The sequence below is a fragment of the Mesorhizobium sp. M7D.F.Ca.US.004.01.2.1 genome (genome assembly GCF_003997785.1).
Lineage (GTDB): Bacteria > Pseudomonadota > Alphaproteobacteria > Rhizobiales > Rhizobiaceae > Mesorhizobium > Mesorhizobium loti.
Genome location: NZ_RZRQ01000189.1, coordinates 1 through 11983 on the forward strand (window position 1 = coordinate 1; position 11983 = coordinate 11983).

Below are 11983 nucleotides of genomic sequence, written 5' to 3' on the forward strand. Positions count from 1 at the left end.
GTCCCGAGCGCAGCTCGGGGGTGGGGTGACAGCACCGGCGCCAGTCACCCCCACCCCCGAGCTGCGCTCGGGACCTCCCCCATCGAGGGGGAGATAAAGCCGGCGCCCGAAGCTCCGCCGGTCGATATCCCGGCGCCCATTCGCCAGCCATCGCCTGTTGAATCACAGCCTGTCATTGCCGAAATCGCGCCCGAACCGCAGGCCATTCCGCAACCTGCTCCAAAACCCGTTCCTGCGCCCGGCAAGGTGACCGTCACCAAGAAGGTCGAGCAGAAGGCCGAGCCCCAGAAGGCGCCGGAGCCGGCGCCGAGGCGTTCATGGTTCCAGCGCATGAAGGACGGGCTTGCCCGCTCGTCCAAGGAGCTCACCGGCAACATTGCCGGCGTCTTCACCAAGCGCAAGCTGGACGAGGAGACGCTGCAGGACCTGGAGGATGTGCTGATCCGCGCCGATCTCGGCATGGAAACCGCCCTGCGCGTCACCGATGCGCTGGCCGCCAGCCGCTACGGCAAGGATGTCTCGGACACCGAGGTTCGCGCCATCATGGCGGCCGAGGTGGAAAAGGTGCTGACCCACGTCGCCATGCCGCTGGAGCTCGATCTCTCGCACAAGCCGCATGTCATCCTGGTGGTCGGTGTCAACGGCACCGGCAAGACCACGACCATCGGCAAGCTGGCCGCCAAGCTCACCGATGGCGGCCTGTCGGTGATGCTCGCCGCCGGCGACACCTTCCGCGCCGCGGCGATCGAACAGCTGAAGATCTGGGGCGAGCGGACGAAATCGCCGGTCATCGCCTCCAAGATCGGCGCCGATGCCGCAGGCCTCGCCTACGACGCCTTCGAAAAGGCCAGGGAAGCCGGCTCCGACGTGCTGATCATCGACACCGCCGGCCGCCTGCAAAACAAGACCGAACTGATGGCCGAGCTCGAAAAGATCGTCCGCGTGCTCGGCAAGCTCGATCCGGAAGCGCCGCACACCGTTTTGCAGACGGTCGACGCCACCACCGGCCAGAACGCGCTCAACCAGGTCGAGATCTTCCGCAATGTCGCCGGCGTCAACGGCCTTGTGATGACCAAGCTGGACGGCACGGCACGCGGCGGTATTCTGGTGGCGATCGCGGCAAAGCACAAACTGCCGGTCTATTTCATCGGCGTCGGCGAACAGGTCGACGACCTCGAACCTTTCTCAGCAAGCGAATTCGCCAGGGCGATCGCTGGAGTGGCGTAGCAAGCATGTCCCAGAAAGTTGCAGACTTTTTGGATCAGATCATGCGTAAGAAAGAGATTCCATGAACCCACCCATTCTCGAACGCGATCCGTCCGACCCGCAAAAACAGAAGAAGGAAGGCGTCAATCCGCTGCTCAAGCTGGTGCTGGAGCTGGGGCCGTTGATGGTCTTCTTCTTCGCCAATGCGCGCGGCGAATGGCTGGTGCAGAAATTCCCTGCTTTGGCCGAATTCGGCGGCCCGATCTTCGTCGCCACCGGCCTGTTCATGGCCGCCACGGCCATCGCGCTGATCGCTTCATGGTTGCTGTTGCGCACCTTGCCGATCATGCCGATGGTGTCGGGCGTCGTCGTCTTCATCTTCGGCGCACTGACGCTCTATCTGCAGGACGACATCTTCATCAAGATGAAGCCGACCATCGTCAACACGCTGTTCGGCGGCGTGTTGCTCGGCGGCCTCTACTTCGGCAAGTCGCTGCTTGGCTATGTCTTCGATTCGGCCTTCAGCCTCGACGCCGAAGGCTGGCGCAAGCTGACCTTCCGCTGGGGCCTGTTCTTCCTGTTCCTGGCCCTTGCCAACGAAGTGGTGTGGCGGAATTTTTCCACCGACGCCTGGGTTACCTTCAAGGTCTGGGGCATCATGCCGATCACGCTTCTGTTCACCTTCAGCCAGATGCCGCTGATCCTGCGCCATTCGCTTGAGGACAAGACCGGGAAAGAAGAGAAGGCCGGGAAGTAGAGCCTGCAATTAGGGGGAGAGCCATGGAATTCGTCACCACGCGCGACGAGCTGAGGACGATCTACAAGACGCCGCGACCGACCGACGGCTCGATCCGCAAGGAGCTGAAACTGCTCGATGGCCATTGCCGTTCCTTCATTGGCAAGAGCCCGTTCGTGCTGATCGGCTCGTCCGACGGCGCCGGCAATGCCGACGTGACGCCGAAGGGCGACAAACCGGGCTTTGCCGCCGTGCTCGACGACACCACCATCGCCATTCCGGACCGGCCCGGCAACAACCGGCTCGACACGCTGGAGAACATCCTCCTCAATCCCTCGGTCGGGCTGCTGTTCCTCATTCCCGGCATGAACGAGACGCTGCGCGTCAATGGCGAGGCCCGCATCACCGTCGACGGTGGCCTGCGCGAGCGGCTTGCCGTTGACGGCAAGGAACCGCAAAGCGTTATCGTGGTCACCGTTAAGGCCACCTATATGCATTGCGCCAAGGCCTTCATGCGCTCCGATCTGTGGAAGCCGGAAACCTGGTACGACCGCGCGACGCTGCCGACGCTCGGCCAGATCCTGCGCGACCAGTTGGCGCTGGCCGATTCGGCCGAGGCGACCGACCGCTGGCTGGACGACGGCTACAAGCAGACGATGTGGTAGGCTTTCGGGACCACGATTCGTCCTGACCGGTTCCACACCTTGCTGAACATCCTTGCCATTTCCGGCAGCCTGCGCGCGGCCTCCACCAATTCGGCACTGGTCGCCGCACTGGCGCACAACGCCCCGCCCGGCTGCCGTGTCACCGTCTATGACGGGCTTGGCCGTCTGCCGATCTTCAACCCCGACGATGAGGGCGAGCGGACGCCGCCCGCGGCGTCCGAACTGATCGACGCCGTCACTCAAGCCGACGGCGTGATCATCTCCTGTCCGGAATATGCCCATGGCGTGCCGGGCGGTTTGAAGAACACCCTCGACTGGCTGGTCTCGCGCGACGCCGCCGTCGAGAAGCCCGCAATGCTGGTGCACGCCTCGCCGCGCTCGCTGTTTGCCCGCGCCGCACTGGCCGAGGTCATGCGCACCATGTCGTTCGCGCTTTGCGACGACGTGCTGGAGATTGCCTTGCTCGGCAAGAAGCCGCCTGATGTGGAGGCCATCCTGGCCGAGCCGGAAAACCGGCGGGCGATGCATGATGCGCTGAATGCTTTCGCCGCTTTCATCCGCGCGCGTTGAGCGGCGGCCGCCATACCTTCGAACTAGCCCTTTCGCAGCGTCTCGACATCGGTCTTGCCGACATACCAGTCGCGCGCATTGACCTCCTCGAAGACCACCCAGACATCGTCATTGCCGAGGCCGGTGGCGTCCATGATGGCCGCCGTGACCTTTTTGGCGATATCCGCCTTCTTGCCCGCCGGATCGGCGGCGATCACTTCCTTGACGATACGGATGTTGACGAATGGCATTTTGTCCTCCCGGGGATGTTCGTGCTCGCGACCCACTTCGACGAAACTGTCGAATGATCGTCAGTGCTCTGGTCTCAATAAGTCTTGGCGCCGTTGACCATCAGCCGCACCATGTAGAGCGACGTGGTGCCGGCGATGTAGAGGCAATTCAGCTTGTTGCCGCCGAACACGCAATTGGCGGTGACTTCCGGCACCTTGACCTTGCCGATCAGCGTGCCGTCCGGATCGTAGCAATGGATGCCGTCGGCCGCACTGGTCCAGATGCGTCCGTCCTCGTCGAGCCGAAAGCCGTCGAACAGGCCGGCCGTACAGTCGGCGAAGATTTTTTCGCCGGAGACTTTCTTGCCGCCCTTGCCGACATTGAACACCCGCATATGCGCCGGATTCTGCGCGCCATGCGTGCGGCCGGTGTCGACGACATAGAGCTTGCTCTCGTCGAGCGAGAAGGCGAGACCGTTGGGCCTGACCATGTCGGTGATGACGGCTTCGACCTCGCCGGTGCCGGGGTCGACCCGGTAGACATGGCAGGCGCCGATCTCGCTCTCGGCCTTGTCGCCTTCATAGTCGGTATCGATGCCGTAGCTCGGATCGGTAAACCAGATCGAGCCATCCGACTTCACCACCGCATCGTTGGGTGAGTTCAGCCGCTTGCCCTTCCATTTGGCGGCGATGGTTGTGACCGAGCCATCGAACTCGGTGCGGCTGACGCGGCGGCCGGAATGCTCGCAGGTGACCAGCCGGCCTTGCCGGTCGACAGTGTTGCCGTTGGAGTTGCCGGACGGCTGACGGAAGACGCTGACATTACCGTCGGTCTCGTCGTAGCGCAGCATGCGGTTGTTGGGGATGTCGGACCAGACGACATAGCGGCCGGCGGCGAACCAGGCCGGCCCTTCCGCCCATTGGCATCCGGTGAACAGCTTCTCGACCTGCGCGTTGCCGCTGAACAGGCGCGCGAAGCGCGGATCGAGAATTTCATAGTAGTCTGCGGCCGCCATGCTTTTCCTCCCGGCATCAGTGACACCGGATCAAGCCAGCCGGCGGGACAGAAGGCAATGTGGGTACGCACAGTGTCATGCAAAAAGCCAAGACAGATCACTTGCCGGCTCTACGCATGACGTCAACGCAGCATTAACCGGCTATGCGCTGGGCGCAATGGTGCATTGCAACATCTTCTTTTTGCAACGCACCATTACTATGTCATGCTTCGTATCGATCAAGGGAGGAAGAAACCGCCGCCGAAATGCGGCGCCAAAAGGAACCTTGCTATGATCCTCGACAGTCTCATGACCCGCGCTCGCAACAGCATTGCCAAGCGCAAGCACTACAACCGCCTTGTCGCCGAAATCGACAGCTTTTCCAGCCGCGATCTGGCCGACATGCGCGCCGACCGCTCGGAAATGCTCTACCAGGTCCACAAGCAGATCTACGGCTGATCTCGGGCTGATCTCGAGTCCGATAAGACGCACCGCCAAGGTGCGCTGAGATTCAGGTCAGGCCGAGACGAAAACGGTGGTTTCCGAGAACCGGAGCGGAACGTACTTAACTACGTGAGCACCGGAAGTGCAGGAAGCCGCCGTTTGCAGGCCGGCATCACCTTAATATCAACGCGCCGCCAGCGCCTTGTCTATCTGTGGCAGCAAGAGATCCCTCGCCGTCTCCGGCGTCAGCGGGCCGACATGCTTGTAGGCGATCTTGCCGTCCTTGCCGATGACGAAGGTTTCCGGCACGCCATAGACGCCCCAGTCGATCGCCGTGCGGCCAGCTTCGTCGACGCCGATCGCCTGGAACGGATTGCCGAGATCGCCGAGGAATCGGCGAGCATTTTCCGGCCGGTCCTTGTAATTCAACGCCGCCATGGTGAAACGCTTGTCCTGCGACAGCGCCAGCAGCACCGGATGCTCTTCGCGGCACGGCGCGCACCACGACGCGAAGACGTTGACCAATGTGACCTTGCCGGCGAAGGATTTCGAATCGAGCCCGGGCAGATTGATGCCCTCCAGCGCCGGCAGGTTGGTTTGCGGCGCCGGCAGGCCGATCAGAGCCGACGGCACTTCCGAAACATCGCGCCCCGACAACAGCTGCGACAGGAACAGTCCAGCCAGGCCGAGGAAGATCAACAGCGGCAAAAGCACGAACAGGCGGCGACGTGGCGTCGGCGTTTCCGTTTCGGTGCTCATGGCCTGGCCGCCTTGTCGGAACGCCGCCGCACGCCGGCCGCTTCCAGTTCGGCGAGTTCGCGCTTGCGCGCCCGCTGGTCTATCAGGATCCAGCCGATCAGCCCGATCAACACCACGGCGGTGATGCCATAGGCGGCGGTCACGTAAAGTGCGTGCGCGCTCATGCCTGCCGTTCCATCGACATCCTTCTTCCCAACGGTATCCTTCCACCTCGCTCGATCATGCTTTCCCTTAACGGCGTGCTGGCGGCTTCGCAATCGGCTGCCGCGCCGCGGCTTCCGAACTTATGCGGTCGCCGCGCTGCCGCCCTTGATGTCGCGCAAACCGCGCCTGACGTCACTCAATCCGTTCCGTGGCGCAGCGCCAGCGCCGCCGAGACCGGACCCAGCACGCTAAGAAACAAGGTCAGCGCGGCAAGAATGAGGAAGGGCTGCAGAAACGGATCGGGATTGGCGGTGGCCCCATAGCTCGCCGAAACGCCGAAGATCAGCACCGGGATGGTCAGCGGCAGCACCAGCACCGAGATCAGCAGCCCACCACGAGGCAGCGCCACCGCCACGGCGGCACCGGCAGCACCGATGAAGGTGATTGCCGGCGTGCCGACCAGAAGGGTCAGCGCCGTGGCGCCGATGCCGAGCGGCTCCATGTTCATGAACAGGCCGAGCAAGGGAGCCGCGATGACCAGCGGCAGCACGCTGCCCGCCCAATGCGCCAGGCATTTCGTCAGCACCGTCAGCGCCAGCATATGGCGGTCATTGCCGAGCACCAGCAAATCGAGCGAGCCGTCCTCGCGGTCGGCCTGGAACAGCCGGTCGAGGCCGAGCAGACAAGACAGCAGCGCGCCGATCCACAGGATCGCCGGACCGATGCGAGCAAGCAGCTTCAGGTCCGGCCCGACCCCAAACGGGATGGTGGCGATGACAGCGAGGAAGAAGATGACGCCCGTCAGCGCCCCGCCGCCGGCACGGATGTTGAGGCGGATGTCGCGCAGGAAGAGCGACCACATTAGGATGCGGTCCCTTGTTGAGGCAGGAGTTCCCCCATCACCAACCCCTTCGCGCCATCCAATCCAAGCGGCAGATGCGTCGCCGCGACAATCATTCCGCCATCCGCGCAATGTCTCGTCATCAACCCCGCGAACCGCCCCTCCGAAGCCTTGTCCAGCCCCGCTGTCGGCTCATCGAGCAGCCACAATGGCCGGTGGCTGACCAAAAGCTTGGCGATCGCCGACCGCCGCCGCTGCCCTGTCGACAGATAGCCGAACGGCAGGTGGCCGATGCCGCCAAGCCCGACGGTTTCAAGCGCCTCTTCGACGCCGAGTTGCCCATCGCCGTTGAAGTCGCGCCAGAAGCGCAGGTTCTCCGCCACGCTGAGCGCCGGCTTCATTGCGTTCTGGTGGCCAAGGTAATGACAGGCCGACGCGATCGACGGAAACGCTTCGCCGCCACCTTCAATCTTCACGCTGCCTTCCGCCACCGGCAGCAACCTGGCGATGACCCGCAGCAAAGTCGATTTGCCTGATCCGTTCGGCCCGGTGACAACAAGCGCCTGACCGTCTTCCAGGGCAAAGCCGATGCCGGCAAACACCGTGTCGCCGCCGCGTTCGCCGCCCAAATTTTCGGCGATCAGCCGCATCCCTCGCCTGTCCTGAAAACCATGTGCCGCGGCAGCTGCCGCATCGCACAAATTTGCTTTGCAACTGTCTAGAACTATTCCAGAAAATTCTCTATATGCGGTGCATCCGTGCCAGCGGTCGGCACGGGAACAGAATTAGCGCCGAACCAGCGCACGCGCCGCCTTGAACGGCTCGGGTTGCTTGGGAACGGACAGCGGAAATGGCCGTACCCGCACCTTTGCGCGTGATTGCATGCCATCGGCGTCCGTTCCCTTTCAGGCTGAACAGACAAGGATCGCACGTGTCAAAATCCCTCGACAGTTTCAATTGCCGCCGCACGCTGACCGCAAGCGGCGCCGAGTATGTCTATTTCGATCTCATCGAGGCCGAGAAGAACGGCCTGACAGGCATCGCCCAGCTGCCCTATTCGATGAAGGTGCTGCTGGAGAACCTGCTGCGCAACGAGGACGGCCGCTCCGTCACCAAGGAATCGATCCAGGCGGTGGCCGGCTGGCTGACCGACAAGGGCACCGCCGGCGTCGAGATCGCCTATCGCCCGGCCCGCGTGCTGATGCAGGATTTCACCGGCGTTCCGGCCGTGGTCGACCTTGCCGCCATGCGCGACGCCATGGCCTCGCTCGGCGGTGACCCGCAGAAGATCAACCCGCTGGTGCCCGTCGACCTCGTCATCGACCATTCCGTCATCGTCGATGAATTCGGCACGCCGATGGCCTTTGCCCGCAATGTCGAGCTCGAATATGAGCGCAACGAGGAGCGCTACAAGTTCCTGAAATGGGGCCAGCAGGCGTTCCGCAACTTCCGCGTCGTGCCGCCCGGCACCGGCATCTGCCACCAGGTCAACCTCGAATATCTCGGCCAGGTGGTGTGGACCAACACCGAGGACGGCGAAACCACCGCCTATCCAGACACCTGCGTCGGCACCGATTCGCACACCACGATGATCAACGGCCTTGGCGTGCTCGGCTGGGGCGTCGGCGGCATCGAGGCCGAGGCGGCCATGCTCGGCCAACCCGTCTCCATGCTGCTGCCGGAAGTCATCGGCTTCCGCCTCACCGGCAAGCTCAAGGAAGGCGTCACCGCCACCGACCTCGTGCTCACCGTCACCCAGATGCTGCGCAAGAAGGGCGTCGTCGGCAAGTTCGTCGAGTTCTTCGGCCCGGGCCTCTCCAACATGACGCTGGCCGACCGCGCCACCATCGGCAACATGGCGCCCGAATATGGCGCCACCTGCGGCTTCTTCCCGGTCGATGGTGAGACCATCCGCTACCTCACAATGTCTGGCCGCAGCGAGGATCGCATCGCGCTGGTCGAGGCCTATGCGAAAGCGCAAGGGTTGTGGCGCGACACCGGCTCGGCCGACCCTGTCTTCACCGACCTGCTCGAGCTGGAACTTGGCTCCGTCGTGCCGTCGATGGCCGGCCCCAAGCGGCCCGAAGGCCGCGTCGCGCTCGAAGGCATTCCGGAAGGCTTCGCCAAGGCGATGGAGACCGAATACAAGAAGGCCGCCGAGATCCACAAGCGCTATCCGGTCGAAGGCACCGACCATGATCTCGGTCACGGCGATGTCGTCATCGCCGCCATCACCTCGTGCACCAACACCTCGAACCCGAGCGTGCTGATCGGCGCCGGCCTCCTGGCCCGCAACGCCAACCGCCTCGGTTTGAGGCAGAAGCCGTGGGTGAAGACCTCGCTGGCACCGGGCAGCCAGGTGGTCGCCGAATATCTGGAGAAATCCGGCCTGCAGAAGGAACTCGACCAGATCGGTTTCAACCTGGTCGGCTTCGGCTGCACCACCTGCATCGGCAATTCCGGCCCGCTGCCGGCGCCGATCTCGAAAACCATCAACGAAAAAGGCCTGATTGCTGCCGCGGTCCTGTCCGGCAACCGGAACTTCGAAGGCCGTGTGTCGCCCGACGTGCAGGCGAATTATCTGGCGTCGCCGCCGCTGGTCGTCGCGCATGCGCTGGCTGGCACCGTCACCAAGGACCTCACGACAGAGCCGCTCGGCGAGGACAAGAACGGCAACCCGGTCTATCTCAAGGATATCTGGCCGAGCTCGGCCGAGATCCAGGAGTTCATCGAGAAAAACGTCACCCGCGAGCTGTTCGCCCGCAAATATGCCGACGTCTTCAAGGGCAACGAGTACTGGCAGAACGTCAAGGCGCCGGAAGGCCAGACCTATGCCTGGGACGACAACTCGACCTATGTGCAGAACCCGCCCTATTTCGCCGGCATGACCGCTGGTTTCGGCAAGATCGGCGACATCAAGGGCGCCCGCGTGCTTGGCCTGTTCGGCGACAAGATCACCACCGACCACATCTCGCCTGCGGGTTCGATCAAAGCGGCCTCACCGGCCGGCAAATACCTCACCGACCATGGCGTCGGCGTCGCCGACTTCAACCAGTACGGCACAAGGCGCGGTAATCACGAGGTGATGATGCGCGGCACCTTCGCCAACATCCGCATCCGCAATCACATGCTGGGCGAGAACGGTCGCGAAGGTGGCTACACCATCCACTACCCGTCGAAGGAAGAGGAATCGATCTACGACGCGGCGATGGAGTACAAGAGGGAAGGCGTGCCGCTGGTTGTCTTCGCCGGCGTCGAATACGGCAACGGCTCGTCGCGCGACTGGGCGGCCAAGGGAACGAATCTGCTTGGTGTCCGCGCCGTCATCGCCCAGTCCTTCGAGCGCATCCACCGCTCGAACCTGGTCGGCATGGGCGTCATCCCCTTCGTCTTCGAGGATGGCACTTCCTGGGCCACGCTTAATCTCAAAGGCGACGAGCTGGTCGAGATCGACGGACTGAGCACGATCAAGCCGCGCCAGACGATGATCGCCAAGGTCACCTATGGCGACGGCACGGTGAAGAACGTGCCGATCATCTGCCGCATCGATACGCTGGACGAGCTCGACTACTTCAAGAACGGCGGCATCCTGCAATACGTGTTACGCGATCTGGCCGCTTAGCGGGAAGGCAGTAGGGCAGTAGGGCAAGGAAGTCGGCCCCCTACTGCCCTACTGCCCTACTGCCCTACTGCCCTACTGCCCTACTGCCCTACTGCCCTACCCGTGGCTTCCCAAAGCGCGCCGCCGCCGCCAGAAGCACGCCGAGCATCAGGCCGTTGAAGATGTGCCAGAGGAAGTGCGTGCCGAGCGGAAAGCTGCCGCAGACCAGTGGATCGATCATCCGGCAGATGACGGACACCACGAAGATCGCCGATCCCGCCAGATTGTACCAGCCGGCGCGATTGCCGCTGGCCGCCACCAGCGCGCCGAAGAAGGCGAGCGCCAAGAACGGCGGCAGATAGCCCGTCGTGCCGTTCGACGCCTGGCGCAGCCAGTCCGGCACGGCGAAGGTTATCGCCCCGGCAACCACATAGAAGACAATGAAGATGGCGATGGCCTTGCCCCATCGCAGGCCGAGGAAGCGACGCAGGTTGAACAGCGTGTAGGCCAGCGTGAAGCCGGCGATCGGCAACACGTCGGCCCAGATCGTGCCCTTGGTGGCAAAGGTGTGGAAGATCGTCGAGCCGATGCCGATCGCTACCACCCACCAGGCCAGCACCTCGGCGAAGGTGCCGGTGCCCAGCCTTCGCACCTCGCGCACGCCCCACAGGCCGGCGGCGATGAAGGCGAGGTTCGTCAGGGCGTTGACCGGCTCGGACCAGAATTCCGGCCCGGTCCGCTCGCAATAGAGGTCGACCGGCGCCAAAAGAGTTTGCCACATCGTGATTGCCGCCCGAATCGGTTTCTATCCTGAAGCGCAAGCCTTCTCCTAGAGCAATTACAGGAAAAGTGTGAAGCGGTTTTCCCGGGAAAAGCGCATAGCGCTTTCCCTTGGAAATTGCGTCAAACCAAAGAGATAGAGCGGTTCGGCGTTTCGGTGAAACGATGAACCGCCCTATCGTGCCGTTGCTGTCGGCTGCAATGGCAAATTTCACCGCAACGTGACTTCCCGTTGACTTCCGCTTCTGCCACATATTTTAGCAATCAAGATAAAGCCGGCACCACCGGCGGGAATCGGAATGGCCATGGCCTCGCGAAAATCATTGTGGCTGGCAGCCTTTGCGCTGGCCTTCTCGGCGTCTGCCGGCGCCGGGTATGCCGGCGAGCCCGACCGAGCCCAGGCCGACAAGCCACAACTCGAAAAACCATTGGGCGTGGTCGAACTGTTCACCAGCCAGGGCTGCAATTCCTGTCCGCCGGCCGATGCGTTGTTCGCCGAACTTGTCGCCAAGGAGGACATCGTCGCGCTCGCCTATCATGTCGACTACTGGGACTATCTCGGCTGGCAGGACACGCTGAGCCGCAAGGAGAACACCGAGCGGCAATATGACTATATGCGTGCCTTCGGCAGCCGCTCCGTCTACACGCCGCAGGCCGTCATCAACGGCCGCGTCCACGTCAACGGCGCCAGCCGCGGCGAGGTCGATGGCGCGCTCGCCCGCATGGCCAAGAGCGGCGAAGGCATGCGCGTCGCCATCAAGGTCAGCCGCACCAGCGACCGGGTGATGATCGACGCCGGCGATGCCGGTAGCGGCCCCAGTGACGCCCATGTCGTCATCGTCTATTTCGACCCCCCGCAGACGGTCAAGATCGGTGAGGGAGAGAACAACGGCCGCAAGATGACCTACTGGAATGCGGTCACCGGCATCCAGACCGCCGGCATGTGGCACGGCAAGGCGCAGCGCTACGAACTGACGATGAGCGAGATAGCCAAGAAGGGCGGCTGCGCCGGGCTGCCGCAGTCGGGCGGCAA

General features: G+C 63.2%; 14 protein-coding genes. 7 read left to right on the forward strand and 7 right to left on the reverse strand.

Annotation, left to right across the window (positions count from 1 at the left end):
- The 4 genes from ftsY to EN993_RS22750 all read left to right on the forward strand — a co-directional run.
- Positions 1-1227, forward strand: a 1227-nt coding sequence (gene ftsY / locus EN993_RS22735) for a signal recognition particle-docking protein FtsY (protein WP_245468937.1), incomplete at its 5' end; no start/stop codon positions are given.
- 61 nt (positions 1228-1288) lie between these two features.
- Positions 1289-1963 carry a septation protein A gene (locus EN993_RS22740; RefSeq protein WP_109663774.1) on the forward strand — a complete coding sequence of 225 codons (675 nt, stop codon included), beginning with the start codon at positions 1289-1291 and terminating at the stop codon, positions 1961-1963.
- Between the two features lie 23 nt (positions 1964-1986).
- Positions 1987-2607, forward strand: coding sequence for a pyridoxamine 5'-phosphate oxidase family protein (locus EN993_RS22745; RefSeq protein ID WP_109663772.1), 621 nt, complete (start codon positions 1987-1989; stop codon positions 2605-2607).
- 39 nt (positions 2608-2646) lie between these two features.
- Positions 2647-3177, forward strand: a complete 531-nt coding sequence (locus EN993_RS22750) for an NADPH-dependent FMN reductase (RefSeq protein ID WP_109663770.1) — start codon at positions 2647-2649, stop codon at positions 3175-3177.
- Positions 3178-3200: 23 nt separating this feature from the next.
- Here the strand turns inward: EN993_RS22750 and EN993_RS22755 are convergent, their stop codons facing one another.
- On the reverse strand, positions 3201-3407 hold the full coding sequence (locus EN993_RS22755; protein WP_013892236.1) for a 4-oxalocrotonate tautomerase family protein: 207 nt from the start codon (positions 3405-3407) through the stop codon (positions 3201-3203).
- Positions 3408-3481: 74 nt separating this feature from the next.
- On the reverse strand, positions 3482-4402 hold the full coding sequence (locus EN993_RS22760) for an SMP-30/gluconolactonase/LRE family protein (protein ID WP_109663768.1): 921 nt from the start codon (positions 4400-4402) through the stop codon (positions 3482-3484).
- A 270-nt stretch (positions 4403-4672) separates the two neighbouring features.
- On the opposite strand from EN993_RS22760, the gene EN993_RS22765 reads away from it, so the two are divergent.
- Positions 4673-4840 (forward strand): hypothetical protein, encoded by a 168-nt coding sequence (locus tag EN993_RS22765; protein ID WP_081738754.1) that lies wholly within the window; start codon positions 4673-4675, stop codon positions 4838-4840.
- Positions 4841-5008: 168 nt separating this feature from the next.
- On the opposite strand, the gene EN993_RS22770 is transcribed toward EN993_RS22765, so the two are convergent.
- From EN993_RS22770 to ccmA, 4 genes are all read right to left on the reverse strand, one after another.
- Complete coding sequence (locus EN993_RS22770) at positions 5009-5584, reverse strand: DsbE family thiol:disulfide interchange protein (protein ID WP_127264874.1); 576 nt, start codon at positions 5582-5584, stop codon at positions 5009-5011.
- Entirely contained in the window at positions 5581-5748 is a 168-nt protein-coding gene (gene ccmD, locus EN993_RS22775) for a heme exporter protein CcmD (RefSeq protein WP_127264875.1), read from the reverse strand. The genes EN993_RS22770 and ccmD overlap by 4 nt, the downstream gene beginning before the upstream one ends.
- Positions 5749-5924: 176 nt before the next feature.
- Positions 5925-6590, reverse strand: coding sequence for a heme exporter protein CcmB (gene ccmB, locus EN993_RS22780; RefSeq protein WP_126066917.1), 666 nt, complete (start codon positions 6588-6590; stop codon positions 5925-5927).
- A complete protein-coding gene (gene ccmA / locus EN993_RS22785; protein WP_127264876.1) occupies positions 6590-7219 on the reverse strand; it encodes a heme ABC exporter ATP-binding protein CcmA in 630 nt (209 codons plus the stop codon). The genes ccmB and ccmA overlap by 1 nt, the downstream gene beginning before the upstream one ends.
- A 281-nt stretch (positions 7220-7500) precedes the next feature.
- Between ccmA and acnA the strand changes: the two genes are divergently transcribed.
- Positions 7501-10191 carry an aconitate hydratase AcnA gene (acnA, locus tag EN993_RS22790; protein ID WP_127264877.1) on the forward strand — a complete coding sequence of 897 codons (2691 nt, stop codon included), beginning with the start codon at positions 7501-7503 and terminating at the stop codon, positions 10189-10191.
- An 88-nt stretch (positions 10192-10279) separates the two neighbouring features.
- Here the strand turns inward: acnA and EN993_RS22795 are convergent, their stop codons facing one another.
- Positions 10280-10951, reverse strand: coding sequence for a ceramidase domain-containing protein (locus EN993_RS22795; protein ID WP_127264878.1), 672 nt, complete (start codon positions 10949-10951; stop codon positions 10280-10282).
- Between the two features lie 298 nt (positions 10952-11249).
- Here EN993_RS22795 and EN993_RS22800 point away from each other — a divergent pair.
- The coding region (locus EN993_RS22800; protein WP_127264879.1) for a thioredoxin family protein at positions 11250-11983 on the forward strand (734 nt) is incomplete at its 3' end.